The organism is Microbacterium pratiae (genome assembly GCF_047302165.1).
Taxonomy (GTDB): Bacteria; Actinomycetota; Actinomycetes; order Actinomycetales; family Microbacteriaceae; genus Microbacterium.
Genome location: NZ_CP154843.1, coordinates 918,236 through 937,045 on the forward strand (window position 1 = coordinate 918,236; position 18,810 = coordinate 937,045).

19 protein-coding genes and 3 tRNA genes are annotated in these 18,810 nt (G+C 70.4%); 10 read left to right on the top strand and 12 right to left on the bottom strand.

What is annotated here, in order from left to right:
- Positions 1-3 precede the first annotated feature (3 nt).
- Complete coding sequence (locus AA0Y20_RS04275; RefSeq protein ID WP_412937673.1) at positions 4-1,008, bottom strand: malate dehydrogenase; 1,005 nt, start codon at positions 1,006-1,008, stop codon at positions 4-6.
- Positions 1,009-1,266: 258 nt separating this feature from the next.
- Here AA0Y20_RS04275 and pip point away from each other — a divergent pair, with 258 nt between their 5' ends.
- Positions 1,267-2,244 (top strand): prolyl aminopeptidase, encoded by a 978-nt coding sequence (pip, locus tag AA0Y20_RS04280; protein WP_412939701.1) that lies wholly within the window; start codon positions 1,267-1,269, stop codon positions 2,242-2,244.
- A 66-nt stretch (positions 2,245-2,310) separates the two neighbouring features.
- On the opposite strand, the gene AA0Y20_RS04285 is transcribed toward pip, so the two are convergent.
- Entirely contained in the window at positions 2,311-3,297 is a 987-nt protein-coding gene (locus AA0Y20_RS04285; protein ID WP_412937674.1) for a LacI family DNA-binding transcriptional regulator, read from the bottom strand.
- A 220-nt stretch (positions 3,298-3,517) separates the two neighbouring features.
- On the opposite strand from AA0Y20_RS04285, the gene AA0Y20_RS04290 reads away from it, so the two are divergent.
- The 5 genes from AA0Y20_RS04290 (at position 3,518) to AA0Y20_RS04310 (ending at position 8,509) form a co-directional block, all read left to right on the top strand.
- Positions 3,518-4,339 (top strand): ABC transporter permease, encoded by an 822-nt coding sequence (locus AA0Y20_RS04290; RefSeq protein WP_112615945.1) that lies wholly within the window; start codon positions 3,518-3,520, stop codon positions 4,337-4,339.
- Positions 4,336-5,133, top strand: a complete 798-nt coding sequence (locus AA0Y20_RS04295; protein WP_269266966.1) for an ABC transporter permease — start codon at positions 4,336-4,338, stop codon at positions 5,131-5,133. The genes AA0Y20_RS04290 and AA0Y20_RS04295 overlap by 4 nt, the downstream gene beginning before the upstream one ends.
- Positions 5,130-6,122 (top strand): ABC transporter ATP-binding protein, encoded by a 993-nt coding sequence (locus AA0Y20_RS04300; RefSeq protein ID WP_412937675.1) that lies wholly within the window; start codon positions 5,130-5,132, stop codon positions 6,120-6,122. The genes AA0Y20_RS04295 and AA0Y20_RS04300 overlap by 4 nt, the downstream gene beginning before the upstream one ends.
- Before the next feature lie 85 nt (positions 6,123-6,207).
- Positions 6,208-7,290: an extracellular solute-binding protein gene (locus AA0Y20_RS04305; protein WP_412937676.1), complete on the top strand. Its 1,083-nt coding sequence runs from the start codon at positions 6,208-6,210 to the stop codon at positions 7,288-7,290.
- A 97-nt stretch (positions 7,291-7,387) separates the two neighbouring features.
- Positions 7,388-8,509 (top strand): adenosine deaminase family protein, encoded by a 1,122-nt coding sequence (locus tag AA0Y20_RS04310; protein WP_412937677.1) that lies wholly within the window; start codon positions 7,388-7,390, stop codon positions 8,507-8,509.
- 371 nt (positions 8,510-8,880) lie between these two features.
- On the opposite strand, the gene AA0Y20_RS04315 is transcribed toward AA0Y20_RS04310, so the two are convergent.
- The 4 genes from AA0Y20_RS04315 to AA0Y20_RS04330 all read right to left on the bottom strand — a co-directional run bounded on the left by AA0Y20_RS04315 (position 8,881) and on the right by AA0Y20_RS04330 (position 13,642).
- A complete protein-coding gene (locus AA0Y20_RS04315; RefSeq protein ID WP_412937678.1) occupies positions 8,881-10,491 on the bottom strand; it encodes a DEAD/DEAH box helicase in 1,611 nt (536 codons plus the stop codon).
- 379 nt (positions 10,492-10,870) lie between these two features.
- Complete coding sequence (locus AA0Y20_RS04320) at positions 10,871-11,131, bottom strand: glutaredoxin family protein (protein ID WP_412937680.1); 261 nt, start codon at positions 11,129-11,131, stop codon at positions 10,871-10,873.
- A 130-nt stretch (positions 11,132-11,261) separates the two neighbouring features.
- Complete coding sequence (locus AA0Y20_RS04325; protein WP_412937682.1) at positions 11,262-12,389, bottom strand: glycosyltransferase; 1,128 nt, start codon at positions 12,387-12,389, stop codon at positions 11,262-11,264.
- A gap of 95 nt (positions 12,390-12,484) precedes the next feature.
- Positions 12,485-13,642, bottom strand: a complete 1,158-nt coding sequence (locus tag AA0Y20_RS04330) for a polysaccharide deacetylase family protein (protein ID WP_412937683.1) — start codon at positions 13,640-13,642, stop codon at positions 12,485-12,487.
- A gap of 138 nt (positions 13,643-13,780) precedes the next feature.
- Between AA0Y20_RS04330 and AA0Y20_RS04335 the strand changes: the two genes are divergently transcribed.
- Entirely contained in the window at positions 13,781-14,665 is an 885-nt protein-coding gene (locus tag AA0Y20_RS04335) for a DUF72 domain-containing protein (protein ID WP_412937685.1), read from the top strand.
- Positions 14,666-14,681: 16 nt separating this feature from the next.
- Positions 14,682-14,819, top strand: coding sequence for a hypothetical protein (locus AA0Y20_RS04340; protein ID WP_199484999.1), 138 nt, complete (start codon positions 14,682-14,684; stop codon positions 14,817-14,819).
- 45 nt (positions 14,820-14,864) lie between these two features.
- Here AA0Y20_RS04340 and AA0Y20_RS04345 read toward each other — a convergent pair whose 3' ends face one another.
- Positions 14,865-15,302, bottom strand: a complete 438-nt coding sequence (locus AA0Y20_RS04345; protein ID WP_412937686.1) for a hypothetical protein — start codon at positions 15,300-15,302, stop codon at positions 14,865-14,867.
- Positions 15,303-15,457: 155 nt separating this feature from the next.
- Here AA0Y20_RS04345 and AA0Y20_RS04350 point away from each other — a divergent pair, with 155 nt between their 5' ends.
- The gene (locus AA0Y20_RS04350; protein ID WP_412937687.1) at positions 15,458-16,153 is read left to right on the top strand and encodes an SOS response-associated peptidase; all 696 of its coding nucleotides are present in this window, start codon (positions 15,458-15,460) and stop codon (positions 16,151-16,153) included.
- A 19-nt stretch (positions 16,154-16,172) separates the two neighbouring features.
- Here AA0Y20_RS04350 and AA0Y20_RS04355 read toward each other — a convergent pair whose 3' ends face one another.
- Positions 16,173-17,366 carry an MFS transporter gene (locus AA0Y20_RS04355; RefSeq protein WP_412937688.1) on the bottom strand — a complete coding sequence of 398 codons (1,194 nt, stop codon included), beginning with the start codon at positions 17,364-17,366 and terminating at the stop codon, positions 16,173-16,175.
- Between the two features lie 84 nt (positions 17,367-17,450).
- Here AA0Y20_RS04355 and AA0Y20_RS04360 point away from each other — a divergent pair, with 84 nt between their 5' ends.
- A complete protein-coding gene (locus AA0Y20_RS04360; protein ID WP_412937690.1) occupies positions 17,451-17,909 on the top strand; it encodes a winged helix-turn-helix transcriptional regulator in 459 nt (152 codons plus the stop codon).
- A gap of 37 nt (positions 17,910-17,946) precedes the next feature.
- Here the strand turns inward: AA0Y20_RS04360 and AA0Y20_RS04365 are convergent, their stop codons facing one another.
- The 4 genes from AA0Y20_RS04365 to AA0Y20_RS04380 all read right to left on the bottom strand — a co-directional run bounded on the left by AA0Y20_RS04365 (position 17,947) and on the right by AA0Y20_RS04380 (position 18,632).
- Positions 17,947-18,198, bottom strand: coding sequence for a hypothetical protein (locus tag AA0Y20_RS04365; RefSeq protein ID WP_412937691.1), 252 nt, complete (start codon positions 18,196-18,198; stop codon positions 17,947-17,949).
- 122 nt (positions 18,199-18,320) lie between these two features.
- Positions 18,321-18,393: transfer RNA gene (locus AA0Y20_RS04370), tRNA-Phe, on the bottom strand.
- 71 nt (positions 18,394-18,464) lie between these two features.
- A tRNA-Asp gene (locus tag AA0Y20_RS04375) sits at positions 18,465-18,538 on the bottom strand.
- 21 nt (positions 18,539-18,559) lie between these two features.
- Positions 18,560-18,632, bottom strand: a tRNA-Glu gene (locus AA0Y20_RS04380).
- Between the last annotated feature and the right edge of the window lie 178 nt (positions 18,633-18,810).

Below are 18,810 nucleotides of genomic sequence, written 5' to 3' on the forward strand. Positions count from 1 at the left end.
CCGTCAGAGGATGCCGAGTGCCCGGACGGCGTCGCGCTCGTCGACGAGCTCCGCGACCGATGCGTCGAGGCGCGACCTGCCGCGTTCGTCGAGGTCGAGCCCCGTGACGACGCGATAGCCCGAGCCGTCGCTCGTGACGGGGAAGGAGCAGACCAGCCCCACGGGAACGCCGTACTCGCCGCGCGAGACGACCGCGGCCGAGGTGCGCCGGCCCTCGGTGCCGAGCACGTCGTCGCGCACGTGACGCAGTGCGGCGTTGGCGGCCGACGCCGCCGACGACGCGCCGCGCACGGCGATGATCTCGGCGCCCCGCTTCGCCACGCGGGGCACGAACTCGTCGTCGAGCCAGGCGTGAGCGGCATCCGTTCCGCCCAGGCGGTCGGCGAGCACGTCGATCGCAGGGCGACCGGCGATCGTCGCGGACGCGACGTCGGGGAACTGCGTCGCGGAGTGGTTGCCCCAGATGACGACGCCCTCGATGTCGGTGACCGGGACCTCGAGGCGCGCAGCGAGCTGGGCGACGGCGCGCTCGTGGTCGAGGCGGGTCATCGCGCTGAAGCGCTCGGCCGGCACGCCCTCGGCAGCCGACGCCGCGATCAGCGCGTTCGTGTTCGCGGGGTTGCCCACGACGAGCACGCGGACGTCGGATGCCGCTGATGCGGCGATGGCCGCGCCCTGCGGCCCGAAGATGCCCGCGTTGGCGGCGAGCAGGTCGCCGCGCTCCATGCCGGCCGACCGGGGCCGTGCGCCCACGAGCATCGCGATGTTGGCGCCCGCGAACCCCGTCCGCGCGTCATCCGTGACCTCGACCGAGCGCAACAGGGGGAACGCGCCGTCCTGCAGCTCGAGCGCCGTCCCTTCCGCGGCGCGGACGCCGTCGGGAATCTCGAGGAGGCGGAGGTTCACGGGCCGGTCGGGGCCGAGCATCTCGCCGGAGGCGATGCGGAACAGCAGGGCGTAGCCGATCTGACCGGCCGCGCCGGTGACGGTGACGGTGGTGGCGTCCATGAGCCGAGCCTATTCCTGCCGCCGCTCGGGGCGCTGGGCGGAGTGCGACGCGTGCGCCGGTGCAAGGGATCCGGGCCGACACCCCGTGATGGATGCCGCACGGCCGGGGTGTCGCGGCCGATCCCTTGTATCGCGGCATGGCGGACCGGCCCGCCGCGGCGGATCCCGGCTCGTCGTCGTGCGGTGACATGGCGGGCGACGCGCCGCAGGTACGGTGAATCGCATGAACGAACACGACCGCGGAGCCGCACGGTGAGCGTGTCGGCCGCGCTGGCCGACATCCTGTATCCCGAGATCGAGCCCTACGAGACGGGCTTCCTGCTCGCCGGCGACGGTCAGCGCGTCTACTGGGAGCAGTCGGGCAACCCCGAGGGCAAGCCGGTCGTGTTCCTGCACGGCGGCCCCGGCGGCGGGACCTCGCCCTGGCACCGGCGCTTCTTCGATCCCGAGGCGTACCGCATCATCCTGTTCGACCAGCGCGGCTGCGGGAAGTCGACGCCGCACGCGAGCGACCCCGCCGCCGACCTCCGCTACAACACCACGTGGCACCTCGTCGCCGACATCGAGCTGCTGCGGCGCAATCTCGGCATCGACCGGTGGCAGGTGTTCGGCGGCTCGTGGGGCTCGACGCTCGCGCTCGCCTATGCGCAGGCGCATCCGGATGCCGTCTCCGAGCTGGTCCTCCGCGGCATCTTCACGCTGCGGCGCCACGAGCTCGAATGGTTCTACGAGGGCGGCGCGGCGGCGCTGTTCCCCGACCTGTGGGAGGACTACCTCGCTCCGGTCCCGGTCATCGAACGCAGCCGGCTGATCGAGGCGTACCACCGCCTGCTCACCGACCCCGATCCGGAGGTTCACGTTCCCGCGGCGCAGGCCTGGACCCGCTGGGAGGCGTCGACGGTGACGCTTCGACCCGATCCCGAGCTGGTGGCGGGCATGACGGGGGCCGAGTCGGCGACGGCCTTCGCGCGCATCGAGAACCACTACTTCCTCCACGGCGGGTGGCTGCGCGAGGGGCAGTTGATCGAGGATGCCGCGTCGGGCCGGCTCCGCGGCATCCCGGGCGTGATCGTGCAGGGCCGCTACGACGCATGCACCCCGCCCATGACGGCGTGGGACCTGCACCGGGCCTGGCCCGAGGCCGAGTTCGTCATGGTCGACGATGCCGGCCACTCGGCCGGCGAGCCCGGCATCGCCGCAGCCCTCGTCGCCGCGACCGATCGCTTCGCACGCTGACCCCGCGCCCCGCCGGCGTGCGCCGAGCACGCACCGTTGCCGCGATAACGCACCGCGAACGGTGCGTTATCGGGGCGAGAGTGCGTTCTCGGCGGGGCTCGCCGCGGGCCAGTGCACCGACACGTCGAGGCGACGCCGGGTGGGGGCGGACGGCGGGGTGGCGAGCATCGGGATGAGCGCGGCCATCGCCTCGCGGCCCAGCTCGTCACCGTCGACGTCGATCGCGGGCACGTCGTCGGCCCCGATCGCCTCGGCCACCAGGCGTTCCGCGCTGACGACGATCTCACCGGGCGAGGCGACGCCGCGAGCGCGAAGCGCGAAGACGAGACCGAGGCCGATGGATGTCGCGTAGGGCACGACCGCCGTCGCGCCCGAGTCGATGACCGCGTCGGCGGTCGCGACGCCCGCCGCGAAGGTCGCCGGGAACGGACCGAGCGCCGTCAGCTCGACGCGCTCGCCGACCGCGGCCTCGATCGCGGCGGAGCGCTGCCGGTCCTGCCACGACCCCTCGGGGCCGCCGAGGTACACGATCCCGCGATGACCGGCGTCGGCGAGGCGCGTCGCGAGCTCGGCGAAGGCGCTCGCGGTGTCGGCCACGATCGAGGTCATGCCCTCGATCTCGCGATCGACGAGGACCGTCGGACCGAAGGCGCCGGCGGCACGGACGATGTCGTCGGGGCCGCGCGGGGCGACGAGGATGCAGCCGTCGACCTGCCGCGCGAGCCGTTCGAGCTCGTCGAGTCCGTCGACGTCGTCGAGCCGGTGCACCGCGACCGTGAGCTGCAGATCCGACTCGCGGGCGCGCTCTTGAGCACCCGCGATGATCGGGGTGAAGAACGCGTTGTCGAGGGTCGGCACGACGAGAGCGACGATGCCGCTGCGTCCCCGGGCGAGGTGGCTCGCGGCCCGGTTGGGGATGAAGCCGAGCGTCTCGGCCGCGGCGCGCACGCGCGCGACCGTCTCGGGCGCGACGAGGTCGGGGCGGCTGAGCGCACGGGATGCCGTCGACTTCGATACACCCGCATGCGCGGCGACGTCGGCGAGTGTCGTCACCGTGCCCCTTTCGTCGCGCCGCTTCGTCCCGCCGCCGCGTGCCGCGACGGTCCGCTCATCCTACTGAGCCGAAGCAACCGGTTGCACCGCCGCTGATCGGCGGTTTTACACGGTGTTAACACGAATGGTCGCGGGCCTCGCCGCATGGGCTCTACGGTAGGAACAACCGGTTGCGCAACCGGTTGCACCCGCACCCCCCTCGCACGAACGGAGTTCGCTCGTGGTTTCACGCCGCACCGGACTGCTGGCCCTCCCCGGGCTCGCGCTCCTGCTGGCGGGGTTCCTCATCCCGTCGATCGCGATGCTGTTCGCCCCTCCCGGCGTCAGCCTGGTCGACATCCTCGAACGCCTCGGCCGGATGCTGACCGACCCGTTCGATCTCGCGATCATCGGGCGCACGGTCGGCCTCGGCCTCATCGTCACCGTCATCTGCATCGTGCTGGGGTTCCCGATCGCCTACCTGCTCGCCCGCTCGACCTCGCGCTGGTCGGGAGTGCTGCTCGCGCTCGCGATCTTCCCGCTGCTGCTGAGCAACGTCGTCCGCACGTTCGGCTGGCTCGTGCTGCTGGGCTCGAACGGCGCAATCGGGCAGCTCCTCACCGGCCTCGGCCTCGTCGACCGTGCACCGCAGCTGCTCTACACCGAGCTCGCGATCGTGCTGGGTCTGACGCAGCTCTTCCTGCCGCTCGCGATCATCTCGTGCTACTCCGCCGTCGCCCAGGTCGACCCGGGTCTCGACGACGCCGCCCGGGGTCTGGGCGCGAGCCGCACCCGGACGTTCTGGGGCATCGTGGTGCCGCTCTCGGCGCCGGGCATGGTCGTCGCGTCGACGCTCGTCTTCGCGGGGAGCGTCACCGCCTACACGACGCCGTACCTGCTCGGCGGTTCGAGCCAGCGGATGCTGTCGACCCAGCTCTACTCGTACTCGAGCGTCACGATCGACTGGGCGGCGGCCAGTGCGACGGCCATCATCATGACCGTCCTCGTCTTCGCCGTGTCTGGCCTGTCCGCCGTCGTCGGACGACGGGGGGCCACCGCGTGAAGACGAGTCGTCCCGTCGCGGCATCCCTCGCCGTCGCCGGCTACATCATCATGATCGTGCCGATCCTCTTCGTGGTCGCCACGGCGTTCACGGGCGGACGCACCCTGCGCTTCCCGCCCGAGGGGTTCTCGCTGCAGTGGTTCGAGGCGGCACTGAACTACGACCCGTTCATCAGCGCCCTGCTGTCGAGCCTGCAGCTCGCCCTGATCGCGACGGTCCTCGCGCTGCTGATCGGTGTCCCGGTGACGCTCGCGATCCACCGTGGCAAGCTGCCGGGCAAGGGACTCGTCGAGGGTCTCTTCCTCTCGCCGCTCATCGTCCCCGAGCTCGTCGTGGGCCTCGCGCTCTACCAGCAGCTCATGATCGGCCTGCGACTCGACAACTTCCCCGTGCTGCTGATCGGCCACACGGTGCTGATGCTGCCTTACGCGGTGCGGGTCACCGGAGCGTCGCTCGCTCTCGCCGATCCCGGCATCGAGGAGGCCGCCCGGGGCCTCGGCGCCTCGCCGCTGCGCGCGTTCTTCTCCGTCACGCTGCCGTTGCTGCGACCCGGCATCTTCTCGGCGGGGCTGCTGAGCTTCGTCACCTCGTTCAACAACGTGCCGCTGTCGCTGCTGCTGCAGAGCCGCGACTTCCGCACGCTTCCCGTCACCATGCTCGACTACGTCCAGCAGAGCTACGACCCGATGGTCGCGGCCACGAGCACCATCATCCTCGCGGGCACCGTCGTCATCGCCGTCATCGCCGAGCGCACGGTCGGCTTCGCCCGCATCTTCGGAGGGATCAACCGATGACCACCGCAGCAGAGTTCGTCGGGGTGACCCAGAGCTTCGGCGACTTCACCGCCGTCGACGACATCGACCTCGCCATCCCGTCGGGGCAGCTCACGACGCTGCTCGGCCCGAGCGGATGCGGCAAGACCACCTCGCTGCGGATGCTCGCGGGCTACACGCAGCCCACGTCGGGGCGCATCATGATCGCGGGCACGGACGCGACCCGCACGCCGCCCGAGCGGCGGGGTCTCGGGATGGTGTTCCAGTCGTACGCCCTGTTCCCGCACATGACCGTGGCCGAGAACGTCGGCTACGGCCTGAAGCTGCGCAAGGTTCCGGCGGCCGAGCGTCGGCGTCGTGTCAAGGAATCGCTCGACCTCGTCGGCCTCGGGCACCTCGCGGCGAGCCGGCCCAAGAAGCTCTCCGGCGGACAGCAGCAGCGCGTGGCTCTCGCCCGCGCCATCGCGATCCGGCCGACCCTGCTCCTGCTCGACGAGCCGCTGTCGAACCTCGACGCACGCCTGCGCGTGCAGATGCGCGCGGAGATCCGCCGCATCCAGTCCGAGACCGGCCTGACCGTCGTGCTCGTCACGCACGATCAGGATGAGGCCCTCGAGATGTCGGACCGCATGGTCCTCATGCGCGACGGCCGCATCATGCAGGAGGGTGCTCCGACCGAGGTGTTCACCGCTCCGGCCAACCGTTTCGTCGCGGAGTTCCTCGGGTATGAGAACTTCCTCGCCGGAGCGGACGGGACGCTCACGACCGTGCGGCCCGAGCATCTCGCTCTCGGACGCCCCGCGGACGGCACCGGACTCGCGCTCGACGGACTCGTGCTGGATGTCGCCTACCGCGGCGTCGATCGCCTCGTGACCGTCGAGACCGCCGACGCCACCGGCGCGGTCGTGCGTCTCGTCGCCGACGTCCGCGACGAGGCCGTCGCCGCGCGCCCCGGCGACCGAGTGACCGTCACCGCCCCCACCGCCCGACTCATCCGTCTCGCGGCCTGACCTCCGCCGACATCCCGCTCCACCAGCACTAGCACCAGCACCCGCGCCCCTGCGGCCCGCCCGCAGAGCACCGAGAGGAACCCGCATGATCCGCACCCGCACCAGCCGCATCCTCGCGGCATCCGCCGCCGTCGCGGCCACGGCCCTCGTCGTCACCGGCTGCTCCGGCGGCTCGGGGGATGCCGGCGACGGCGACTCGAGCGACTCGATCGTCGTCAGCGCGTTCCCGTTCGGCGTCGAGCAGTTCCAGGAGGCGATCGTCGATCCCTTCACCGAGAAGACGGGCATCACGGTCGAGATCGAGACCGGCTCGAACGCCGACCGTCTCTCGCAGCTGCAGCTCGCCGGCGGTGACGCCGGGATCGACGTCATGCTGATCTCCGACACCTTCGCGGCATCCGGGCAGGAGCAGGGGCTGTTCCAGGAATTCGACGAGTCCGACGTCCCCAACCTCGCGACGATCGCCGACTTCGCGGTCGAGGAGGGCTACGACGGCCCCGCCTACAGCTACCAGCTCAACGGCACGCTCTACAACACCGACGAGCTGGATGCCGCGCAGGCCGCCGACTGGTCGCTCTACGCCGACTCCGCCTACAGCGGACGTCTCGCCTTCCCCGACATCGCCGTGACGGCCGGCCAGCTCGCGGTCTCGGGTGTCGCCTCGACCTTCGGCGACGGCCCGTACGACATCGACACCGCCTACACGACGATCGGCGAGTGGGCGCCGAACATCCTGCAGTTCTACTCGTCGTCGACCGAGGTCACCAACCTCCTGACCCAGGGCGAGATCGTCGCCGCCGACGCGCTCAGCGGCTTCGCCACGACGCTCGTCGCCTCGGGCGAGCCCGTCGCCTGGACCGCGCCGGCCGAGGGTCGCTACATGGCGACCAACCGGGCCATGATCCCCAGCGGCGCGAAGAACCTCGAGGGCGCGTACGCCTTCATCGACTACCTGCTCTCCGTCGAGGCGCAGACGTCGTCGGCCGAGATCGTCGGCGACCTGCCCGTCGCCCTCGACGCGACGATCCCCGCCGAGATCACCGCGGTGGTCGGCGACATCGCCACCGACCCGATCGCAGCCGGCTACGCGACGCTCGACCCCGCCGAGGTCGTCCCGAACCGTGCGCAGTGGGTCGAGCGGTTCGCGCGCGAGGTCGCCTCGCGCTGATCCAGACCGCCCGGCCGTCGAGCATCCCCCATCCTCGACGGCCGGGCCTCTTCTCGCGGTTCCCGGACCGCACCGCTCCACGAGTACGAACGGCACCATGACCTCCGCAGCATCCCTCCCCGTCGACTACCTGCAGCGTCTGCCGAAGGCCGACCTGCACTGCCATCTCATCGGCACCGTGCGAGCGTCCACGTTCGCGGAGCTGGCCCGTCGCGAGTCGCTCGAACTGCCGGCCGACCCCGAGCGCATCTTCGCCGACATCAACTCGCTGCCGCCCGACCCGGCGCTGTATCGCGACACGCGCATCCCCGTCCCTCAGCAGCGAGCCGCAGATGAGCCCGAGGTGTCGTACTCGCTCTTCCAGGTGTCGAACTGGGTTGTCGAGGTGCTCCGGGATGCCGACGACCTGACGCGCATCGTCTACGAGGCGTTCGAGGATGCTCATCGCCGCAGCGGTACGCGCCACCTCGAGCTCTTCTTCGACGCCCTGCCGCCGCACCTCGAGTCCCTCGGATATATGGGCGCCGTCGAGGCGTACGCCGAGGGCATCCGCATGGCCGAGCGCGACTTCGGCATGACCGGGCTGATGATCCAGGGCATCGACCGCAGCCGCAGCGGCGAGGAGGCCCTCGCGGTCGTCCGCCGCGTCGTCGACAACCCGCACCCGTACGTCGCGGGCATCGGCCTCGACAACCTCGAGACGGCCGGTCCGCCCGAGCGCTTCGTCGACGCGTACCGTCTGGCCGGCGAGGCCGGGCTCGGCCGTACGGCGCACTCGTCCGAGCACGCGCCGACCGCCGTCAACACGATCACGTGTCTCGATCTGCTCGGCTGCGACCGCATCGACCACGGGTACTACGTGCTCGAAGACGACGCCGTCGTCGAGCGGATGCGCGAGGAGCAGGTCGCGTTCACGGTCGCGTCGACCACGTCGCGTCGCTCGTGGCGGCCCTGGCGTCGCGCGTCGATCGGCGCGATGCTCGAGGCCGGGCTCAACGTCATCCCGTGCTCCGACGATCCCGGCATGTTCCCCACGACGCTCGCAGCGGAGTACGGCATCGTGTCGGAGCAGATCGGGGCGACCCACGAGCAGGTCCGCCGCATGGCGGTCTCGTCGTTCGAGGCATCCTGGCTGCCCGCCGAGCAGCGCGCCCGTCGCGTCGCCGAGGTCACCGCCGAACTCGACGCGCTCGACGCCGAGTTCGCGCTCACGGTCTGACCCGCGCGCCGCGCGCGCACCGCGCGCCGAGAACGCACCGTCGCCGCGAGAACGCACGGTTGAGGGTGCGTTCTCGCGGCGAGCGTGCGTTCTCGGTGGGGTGGTCCGCGCCGGGTGGTGCTCTCCGTCGCGTTGCCGAGGTCATCGCGAGATAGACGCGCGGCGCGCGCCGAGCACGCACCGTCGCGGCGAGAACGCACGGTCGAGGGTGCGTTTTCGCGGCGAGCGTGCGTTCTCGGCGATAGGCCCCGGCGAGCAGCGCCGGGTGCCATGACGAAAGCCGCCGCGGCCTGCGTCATCCCGTGACGGGAGACGGCAGGCTGCGGCGGCTCAGTCGTTCGCGGATGCCGGGGCGAGGCGGATGCTGCGGGTCAGCGACCGCTGCGGCGGCCGGCGCTGTTCTGGCGCACGACCGAGCCGACCATGAGCTTGCCGCCGGAGGCGCCGCCGTTCGACGACGCGCGGCGGCCGGTGCGGCGCGGGTTGCCCGCGGGTGCGGCGTCACGCGTCTCGCGGGGTGCGCGGTCAGCGGTCTGGCCGCCGCGCGAGGACTGCTGTCCACCGCGGGCCTGCTGCTGGTCGCGCTGACCGCCCGAGCGTGCGCCCTGACCGTCGCGGCCACCGGCAGTGCCCTGGCTCTGACCCTGGCCGCGTCCGCCGCGGCCACGGCCGTTGCCACCGCCGGAGCGGCCGCCGCCGTTCGCCGACCCGCCCTCGCGAGCGTCGCGCGCAGCGCGCTTGCGCTGAGCGTTGGCGCCCTGGCTCGTGCCGCGCGGTGCGACCTCGACCGGAGCCGGAGTCACATAGGGCGCGACCTTGCCGACGAGAGCGGTGACCTCAGGCGACTCGGCCGTGACCGAGACCGGGGTGACCGCGATGGCTGCCTTGCGGAGCAGATCCTTGACGTCGCGCTCCTGGCCCGGCATCACGAGGGTGACGACGGCACCCTCGGCGCCCGCGCGGGCGGTGCGGCCCGAGCGGTGCAGGTACGCCTTGTGCTCCATGGGCGGGTCGACGTGGACGACGAGCTCGACGTCGTCGACGTGCACACCGCGCGCGGCGACGTCCGTCGCGACGAGCACCTTCGCGGCGCCCGACGAGAACGCGGCGAGGTTGCGGTCGCGCTGCGGCTGCGAGAGGTTGCCGTGCAGATCGACCGAGGGGATGCCCTGCGAGGTCAGCTGCTTGGCGAGCTTCTTCGCGGCGTGCTTGGTGCGGGTGAACAGGATGCGGCGGCCCATGCCCGAGGCGAGCGCCTTGACGACATCCTTCTTCTCCTCGGCACCGGCGAGGTGGAACACGTGGTGCGTCATCGCCGCGACGGGGGAGTGCGCCTCGTCGACCGAGTGGAGCACCTCGTTCTGCAGGAAGCGCTTGACGAGCTTGTCCACACCGTTGTCGAGGGTCGCGCTGAACAGCATCCGCTGTCCGTCGCGCGGGGTCTTGTCGAGGATGCGCGTGACGGCCGGCAGGAAGCCGAGGTCGGCCATGTGGTCGGCCTCGTCGATCACCGTGATCTCGACCGAGTCGAGGGTCAGGTGGCGCTGCTGCAGCAGGTCTTCGAGGCGACCCGGGCAGGCGACGACGATGTCGACGCCGGCGTTGAGCGCCTGCACCTGGCGGTTCTGGTTGACGCCGCCAAAGATGGTCGTCGTCTTCATGCCGTAGGCGGCTGCGAGCGGTTCGAGGGTCGCGTTGATCTGCGTCGCGAGCTCGCGGGTCGGGGCGAGCACGAGACCCAGGATGCGGGCGGCGCGGCGGCTACCGCCGGCCAGCTCGCCGCCGAGGCGCGCGGCCATCGGGATCGAGAAGGCGAGCGTCTTGCCCGAGCCGGTCTTGCCGCGGCCGAGCACGTCGCGACCGGCGAGCGTGTCGGGCAGGGTGTCGACCTGGATCGGGAAGGCCGTGGTCTTGCCGTCCTTCGCGAGGGCTTCGACGAGGGGAGCGGGCACGCCGAGCGTGCGGAAAGTGGTGTCAGTCATGAGGGAGTGTGTCTCCGGGCGCACGTCGGCGCCCTGGTCGGTGGCCCGGATGCGGGTGCGCATGCGGGGTCGCCGTACGAAAGAGTCCGCGGGATGCCGGTCGTGACCCGGTAGGCGGAAGGCGTTCTACGACGCGTGCGGCGCGAGCGCGCCACAAGAACTCCCAGTCTACCAGTGCGCGCCTTCCCGTCGGTCCGGGCCCGGTTCGGGCCCTCGCGCCGCGATGCAAGGGATTCGCCCCGACACCCCGGCCGAACGGCATCCGTCACAGGGTGTCGGGCCGGAACTCTTGCATTCCGGCCATTCCCACGGACGCCAGTGGGCCCGGATGTCTTGCAATCCGGCCTGCCACGCGCGCGTAGGCGCGCCCGGCGCCAGGTCAGATGAGCGAGAGCTCGCGCAGCTTGGACGCGACGTCGTCGTTGCTCGGCTCGACGTGGTGGGTCGCGTCGGGGTACACCACGACGGGGATCTGGGTGCGTCCCGAGATCTCGCGCGCGACGTCGGCTGCAGCAGGCTCCGCCTCGAGGTCGATGTAGGTGTAGTCGACGCCGAGCTCGTCGAGCTGAGCCTTGGTGCGTCGGCAGTCACGGCACCAGTCGGCGCCGAACATCGTGATCGTGTCGGTGGAAGCGGTCATGATTCCAGGGTACGTCCGCGACGAGGACCGGAGGCGATTGCCTCCATTCCCTCAGCGTGTACCGTGCACGCGAGAACGCACCGCCCCGCGAGCACTCTCGACGGGGTGGTGCGTTCTCGGCGCGAAGGGCTCAGTACTCGGCGGCCCGAGCGCGCTCCGGCGCGGCCTCGAGCATCGCCGGTACCCGCTGCTTCTTGGGTGCGTAGACGACGAGCGCATGGAACACGAACCGCACGACGAACGCCGCGATCAGGGTCAGCCCGGCGGCGATGACGCTCGGGATATGTGCGTTCTCGACGAGAACCCACAGCACGGGGATGCGGATGACGGCCTCGGCATTGTTGAACGCGAACGATTTCACGAACCGCTGCGTCATGCTGCCCGATTCCGAGCGCATGTCGGAGAACACGAGGTACTCCAGCAACAGGAAGTTGCCGATGATCGTGATCTCGCTGGCGATGATGGATGCCGGCAGGTAGTCCATTCCGAGCCGGATCAGGCCCCACATGATCACGAGGTTCGCGATGGCGCCGACGCCGCCGACGAGCGCGAAGGCCGACATCCGTCCGAAGCGCAGCATCAGCAGCTGCGTGAGGAACCGGATGCCCTGCGTGAAGGTCGCCTTCGACGCGCCGGCGTATCGCGGCGCGAACGCGAACGGCACCTCGGCGACGCGCATATGGCGGCGGGCGAGGATCTCGAGCAGGATCTTGAAGCCGCGGGGGCGCAGCGCGTCGATGTCGATCGTGTCGCGGTCGACGAGGAAGAACCCGGTCATCGGGTCGCTGCATTCGCCGAGCTTGCGGGGGAACATCGCCTTGGTGAGCAGGGTCGACGCGCGCGAGACGGTCGTACGCGTCGCGTCGGCCAGTCCCTTCGAGTCGCCGCCCGCGATGTAGCGCGAGGCGACGACGACATCCACATCGCCACGGTCGGCGCGCGCGAGCAGGCGCGGGATGTCCTCGGGCGGATGCTGCAGGTCGCCGTCCATCACGAGGCACCACGAGGAGTTCGCGGCCCGTATGCCTTCGACCACGGCCCCGCCGAGTCCCGCGACCGGTTCGTCGCGGTGGACCAGCCGCACCGGGAAGTCGGCCGTCTTCGCGGCCTGCTCGATGATCGCGGGGGTGTCGTCGGTCGAATCGTCGACGAAGACGACCTCGATCATCCGGTCGTCGACCGCGTCACCGATCCGTCGCAGCAGCTCCACGACGTTCGGACCTTCGTTGAAGGTCGGGACGACGATCGTCAGGTCCATGGAACGCTCGCAAGTCGAAAGGGACGGGGGAATTCACACAGTACTGAGGATTCATACGCGTACAAGCGGTTGACTCTTTGGATATCGCCTGAGATTCACCCGATGGCCTTCTTGATGTCATCCACGGTCATCCCGTAGTTGACGCGCACGACGGGCAGGGCCAGCTTGTCGCTCCCTATCGAGACGTAGCCGGGCTCGATGGTGCGCGCCATCTCGAAGCCCGCGTCGGCGACCGCCTGCTTGGCGGCGTCGTTGTAGTGGCCGAACGGGTAGGCGACGACTTCTTTCGTTCCGCCGAGGACACCCGCAGAAGTGTCGAGGTCGGCGACGATCTGGTCGTGCGTCCACGTGACGATGCGGCCCTGGCCGTCGGCTCCCGCGGAGTGCATGTCGTGCGTGTGCGAGCGTTTGAGCACGTAAGGGGTGAGGTCGGGTCCGGCGCCGTTCACCGTGATGACGAAGGATGTCGTCATCACCCCGTATTTCTCCACGAGCGGCACGGCGAGCTCGAGCCACGACGGGTCGGCATCGTCGTCGGTGATGATGACCGAGTGGTCGGGCAGGAACAGCTCGTCGTCGATGAAGGCGCTCAGCTCGGGCCAGGTCGGCAGGTAGAACCGCTGCTCGGAGATGTACCTCAGGTGCGCTTCCCAGTCGCCGACGTAGGCGTAGTTGCCGCGCAGCCACCCCGACTCGCCTTCCGGCTTCGTCGTGAACTGGTGGTACATCAGGATCGGGATGCGCGTCTTCGCGGCGGCGTTGTCGGCGGCGCTCATCCACGCGGCGTGCACCGTGCGTTGCTGAGCGTCGCAGGCGACCGCATCCGCGCCGTTGAGTCGTCCGGGGATCGCGAGCCCGGCGGCATCCTCGGCCGTGTCGTACCAGCCGGCGAACACCATGCCGTCTCGCGAGGGGATCGGCAGCGAGGAGTAAGGCTCTCCCTGCGTCTCGAGGACGGGGGCGATGTCGATCGCGTCGCCCGTGAACGACACGGCGCACGCGTTCGGATCGTTCGCGTCGGCGATCAGCTGTTCCGCCGGCGACAGCGGTTCGGGCGTCGGGGTCTCGGGCCCGGGGGTGGGGGTGCCCGCGGATGCCGCCGGGTCGGGGTCCGTGCTCGACCGGTGCATCGCGGCGACGGTGAACCAGCCGCCGACCGCTGCGACGAGAAGGACTCCGGTGAGAGCCGCGCTGATGCCGACGGCCCGGCGCTTGCGCTGTCGCCGCGCGTTCGAACGTCGCGTTGCGGCCATCGATACTCCCCCTGTGGTGCCCGGTGCGTCCGTCGAATCCTAGGGTGCGCGGCTGAGGACGCAGGGCCGCGTTCCCGGATGCCGCGCCGAGAGCAACCCCCTTCCGCGTCCGGCGGGTGCGGCGAAGACTGCCGGACCATGAACGCGCACGCAGCTCCCGCCACCCCGGGCCGGGTGCGCGTCGGCATCTCGGGGTGGCGATACGCCGGATGGCGCGGCGACTTCTACCCGACGGGCCTCGCGCAGCGGCGGGAGCTCGAATACGTGGGGCAGCGGATGTCGACGGCCGAGCTGAACGGGTCGTTCTATTCGCTGCAGCGCCCGTCGAGCTACCAGCGCTGGCGGAGCGAAGTGCCCGCGTCGTTCGTCTTCGCGGTCAAGGGCTCGCGCTACGTCACGCACATGCTGCGCCTGCGCGGTGTCGAGACGGCGCTGGCGAACTTCTTCGCCTCGGGAGTGCTCGCGCTCGGGCGGCAGCTCGGTCCGGTGCTCTGGCAGCTGCCCGAACGCGAGGAGTTCGACGCCGACGTGCTCGCAGAGTTCTTGGCGCTCCTGCCGCGGACGACCGGCGAAGCCCTCGCGCTCGCCGAGCGGCACGACGAACGCCTCGACGGGCGCGCGTGGCTCGAGATCGAGGAGGACCGGCCGATCCGGCACGCCCTCGAGCCGAGATCGGCCGGGTTCGGGACGGATGCCGCGCTCGCGCTGCTCCGTTCGCACGACACCGCTCTCGTGGTCGCCGACACCGCTGGACGCTTCCCCTGTTTCGAAGAGGTCACGACCGCGGGGCACGTGTACGTGCGGCTCCACGGCGCGACCGACCTGTACGCCAGCGGGTACACCGACGCCGAGCTCGACGAGTGGGCGGACCGCATCCGCGGATGGGCCGACGGCTCGGCGGCATCCGATGGTCGTCCGCGCGACGTGTGGGTGTACTTCGACAACGACGTGCGGGGGAGGGCACCGCACGATGCCGTCGCTCTCGCCCGACGGTGCGATACGGCGTTTAGGCTCGGCGGGTGACCGATCGGGATGGCGCGTGAGCGCGCAGCCGGCACCGTGGGTCTGCCCGACCTGCGGCGATCCGTTGCGCTTCGAGATCCTCGACGACGAGGCGTTCCTCGTGGCGTGGTCGTGCCTGAACTGCGGACTCGTCCGCGTCACCGAGCCGGCCTGAGCCTGGGTCGTGTGAGCCCAGGCTCTACGCGACAGGGTCTGCCCCCTACGCCTCCGCGTTGTTCGCGGGACGTGCTGCGGATGTCACCGTCAACTGGGACGCGCGTCGTTGCGGCTGCTCGGGTGCCCCCGACCGCTGCGCGTCGATCACGGCGACGCATGAGCTCAGTTCGGCAGAGAACTCGGATGCCGGCACCAGCGCGGCGAGGAGGTCGCGGGTCGTGATCGGGCGGTCGCTCGGCGCGAGCTGCGACGCCCGGCGGAGCGCGTCGGCGAGAGCGAGCGACGCGCTGGCAGGCGATGCCCGCTCGACCGGGCGACGCTCGTCGGCTGGAATCCGCTGGCGGAGGAGCCGCCCGGTCGGAGTGTCGGACGACCGCAACGCCGCGAGCAGGTCATTCGGGTGCGCGAGATCGTCGGGCACGTGTTTCAGAGCCGTTCGGAGCACCGCCACGGCATCGGCGCTGAGTCGTGTGAGCATCATCCTCCTCTCCGACTGCCTCGCTGCTTCGCTTTGACGGCAAAAGTACCCCCGCCATCCGGCGTGCTCCAGCGGACGTCGCCGCGCTCGGTCAGTTCCGGCATCCGCCTAACGTTGACCGCTCGACGCCGGTCACCCTGCGCCGTAGGGTCACTCCCATGTGCGGGCGATTCGCGAACGACGCCAAGACGGACGAGCTGATCCGGGAGTACGTCGCCGAGGGCGGCAACCCCGAGGACTGGGTGAACTCCTGGGCCGGCGCCTACTCGATCGCGCCGACCGAGGACGCGCCGATCCTCCGCGACCGGGGCGAGGGCCGGGTGCTGGAACTCGTCCGATGGGACTGGCAGAAGCCGGCGAATCGCCCGCGGGGCGCTCCGATCATCAACGCGCGCATGGAGAAGCTCGGCCAGGGCTTCTGGGCGCCGGCGTTCAGCGCGGCTCGATGCATCGTTCCGATGCGGGGCTACTTCGAGTGGACCGGCGACAAGACCCCGAAGACCCCGCACTTCCTCCACGGCGACGGGTTGCTCTCGGCGGCCGGGCTCACCTGGTCGATGGAACTGCCGACCGGGGAGAAGACGCGTTGCTTCGTCGTCATCACCCGCGAGGCTCGCGATGCGAGCGGACAGGTGCACGACCGGATGCCGGCCTTCCTGACGCCGGACACCTGGGATGCCTGGCTGACCCCCGAGAAGCTCACCGGCGAGCGCAAGGCCGAGACGCTAGCGATGCTCGAGCACACGTCCGGTCAGGTCGCCTCGACGATCCGCGAGCACGTCGTCGATCGCAAGGTCAGCAACTCCCGCACGGTCGATCCCGCCGACCCGACGCTGCTGGACCCGGTGGCTTGACCGGCCCTTCGGGCCCGCGTCATCGGGCCGCGGGTAGCGCCTCGAGCTCCGCCGGCCGCTCTGCCCTGGGCAGGCTGAGCGCCCACGTGAGCAGCCCGCAGAGCGCGAAGCTTGCGCCGAGTAACGCGCATCCCGCCCACCCCGACGCCGCGTAGACGGCGGTCGTGGCGGTCGCGCCCAGAATGGATCCGAGCGAGTAGAAGACCATGTAGCCACCGATCGCGCTGCTGGTCTGTTCGGGGTAGGCCTCGGTGAGCAGCGACTGGTTGCTGACGTGAACCGCCTGGACGGCGAAGTCCAGAACGATGACGCCGATGATCACGAGCCAGAGCGACCATGTGGCCTGAGCAGACGCGATCCACGACAGCGCCAGGACGACGAGCGCCGTCCCGGTCACGCGGCTCGCTCGACCGTTGTCCGCCCACCGGCCGGCCCGGGCTGCCCCGAGCGCGCCGGCCAGCCCGGCGATGCCGAACAGCCCGACCTGCGTGGCATCCAGATGCCAGGGTCCGGCCTCCAGGGGCAGGGCCAGTCCGCTCCAGAGCGTGCCGAACGACGCGAAGAGGAAGAACGCGATCACACCACGGGAGACGAAGAACGGTGCGGCGAACATGCGGACGAGCGAGCCGAGCACGTCACCGTAAGTTCTGCGACTCATTCGCTCTTCCGTCGGTAACCGGGTGAGGACAGCGACCGCAAGCGCGACGAGCATCGCTGCGAGTGCGAGGTAGACGGCTCGCCAGCCCCAGAGATCGGTCAGAACCCCGGCGACGACGCGTCCGCCGAGGATTCCCAGCACCACCCCGGAGGTGACGACACCGAGCGAACGGCCGCGTTCGGCGGGAGCGGAGAGATCCGCGGCGAAGGCGACGGCCGTCTGGACGACGACGGCGAAGAGTCCCGTCGTCGCGAGCCCGACGACCAGGAGTACGGCACCCGTGGCCGATGCCGTGACCAGGGTGCCGGCGGCGCAGAGAACGAGGTGGAGCGCGATGAGCCGCCGCCGATCGATCACGTCACCGAGGGGCACGAGGCCGATCAGCCCGATGAGGTAGCCGACCTGCCCGGCAGCGATCACCCATCCCCATTCGGATGTCGCGATGCCGACGTCTCGGCCGATGTGAGCGAGCATCGGCTGGGCGACGTAGATCGTCGAGACAGCGACCGCGCACACCGTTGCGAGCAGCATCCTCGCTCCACCGATCCCGTTCACGAGCCCCCAATGGTAGTTATTTGCAACTTATCGCAGTATGTCAGGATAGTGGCAATTCGCAACTCAGCGGGAGGAGCCGAGCGAGTGGTCGGAGACATCGAGGACGTGACCTGGACCGACCCGACCTGCCCGGTCGCTCGGACGGTCGACCTCGTCGGCGACCGGTGGAGCCTGCTGATCATCCGCGACGCGATGGACGGCGCCCGGTCTTTCACGGACTTCCAGCAGCGCACCGGCGTCGCGCGCAACATTCTCACGGAGAGGCTGCGGCGCCTCGTTGATCGCGGACTCCTGCGGCGTAAGGCCGCGGCATCCGGTCGCCGCCAGCACTACGTCCTCACCGAGGCGGGGCGCGACTTCTTCACGGTGATCGTTGCGCTCCGGCAGTGGGGTGAGCGTCACGCGTTCGAGGATGGCGAGCCGCGCTCAGTGCTTGTCGATGCGGACGGGCATGTGCTCGCAGAGATGAGGCCGGCGGACTCGGACGGGCGTGCCGTCGACGCCGACTCGACGGCTGTCATTCGCCCCGCTGGGGCGAGTTGAGGGGAGCGATATCTCGTCGGCGCGCCGTCCGGCGACGTCATTCGTCGGCAGTCGGTTCCTGCCGGTAGTCGTACACGGGGTCCGACCGCTGCCACAGGAGGTATCCGGCGAGTGCGGTCGCGAGCCCGACGAAGTGCAATGCCGGGTAGACCAGTGCCGGGGCATCCGGAAGCAGACCCGCGAAGACGATCGACGTGATGAACGCGGCGGCACTCAATGCGCCCAACGCCACCGCCCACCGGCGCAGACGCCTCGTGCGGGGGCTCTGCGGTCGCGGAGACGCGTTCATGCCTTGACCATAGGGCCTCGCGGTCGATCGGAGGACCGCGCCGCGGCCGCGGGGCAAAGCAAAACCCCCGCCATGTAGAAGCTAGGCGAGGGTTTCTAGGGCCGTTGTAATGACGGTCCGTGTGGCTCCGACGGGCGTCGATCCCGTGACCTCACGATTTTCAGTCGTGCGCTCTACCAACTGAGCTACAGAGCCGCATGGCGTCAGAGGATGCCATGTCCTAGACGAAAGGCCCTCTGGAAACCAAAGGGCCCGTCGCTTTAGAGCGACCCTGACGGGACTTGAACCCGCGACCTCCGCCGTGACAGGGCGGCACGCTAACCAACTGCGCTACAGGGCCATGCTTATTAAGTTGTGGGAGTGACCCCAACGGGATTCGAACCCGTGCTACCGCCGTGAAAGGGCGGCGTCCTAGGCCGCTAAACGATGGGGCCGAGCGAACCCAGACCCGGGAGTCAAACGTTCACGCTTACCGAGGGACAAGCATATGCGATCCGCCGCCGATGTGCGAATCGGGGGCGTGGCGTCCGCAGCCCGGGCGTGTCTGCGGGGCACAATGGCCGGGTTCGCACGGGCCGGACGTCGTTCGCGACGCTTCCGGTGATGTGACGT

Bases quoted from the DNA above. Each gene is read 5' to 3' on its own strand.
- AA0Y20_RS04275 (WP_412937673.1), bottom strand. From the start codon at position 1,008: ATGGACGCCACCACCGTCACCGTCACCGGCGCGGCCGGTCAGATCGGC.
- AA0Y20_RS04300 (WP_412937675.1), top strand. From the start codon at position 5,130: ATGACCACCGCAGCAGAGTTCGTCGGGGTGACCCAGAGCTTCGGCGAC.
- AA0Y20_RS04305 (WP_412937676.1), top strand. From the start codon at position 6,208: ATGATCCGCACCCGCACCAGCCGCATCCTCGCGGCATCCGCCGCCGTC.
- AA0Y20_RS04310 (WP_412937677.1), top strand. From the start codon at position 7,388: ATGACCTCCGCAGCATCCCTCCCCGTCGACTACCTGCAGCGTCTGCCG.
- AA0Y20_RS04315 (WP_412937678.1), bottom strand. From the start codon at position 10,491: ATGACTGACACCACTTTCCGCACGCTCGGCGTGCCCGCTCCCCTCGTC.
- AA0Y20_RS04320 (WP_412937680.1), bottom strand. From the start codon at position 11,131: ATGACCGCTTCCACCGACACGATCACGATGTTCGGCGCCGACTGGTGC.
- AA0Y20_RS04325 (WP_412937682.1), bottom strand. From the start codon at position 12,389: ATGGACCTGACGATCGTCGTCCCGACCTTCAACGAAGGTCCGAACGTC.
- AA0Y20_RS04330 (WP_412937683.1), bottom strand. From the start codon at position 13,642: ATGGCCGCAACGCGACGTTCGAACGCGCGGCGACAGCGCAAGCGCCGG.
- AA0Y20_RS04335 (WP_412937685.1), top strand. From the start codon at position 13,781: ATGAACGCGCACGCAGCTCCCGCCACCCCGGGCCGGGTGCGCGTCGGC.
- AA0Y20_RS04345 (WP_412937686.1), bottom strand. From the start codon at position 15,302: ATGATGCTCACACGACTCAGCGCCGATGCCGTGGCGGTGCTCCGAACG.
- AA0Y20_RS04350 (WP_412937687.1), top strand. From the start codon at position 15,458: ATGTGCGGGCGATTCGCGAACGACGCCAAGACGGACGAGCTGATCCGG.
- AA0Y20_RS04365 (WP_412937691.1), bottom strand. From the start codon at position 18,198: ATGAACGCGTCTCCGCGACCGCAGAGCCCCCGCACGAGGCGTCTGCGC.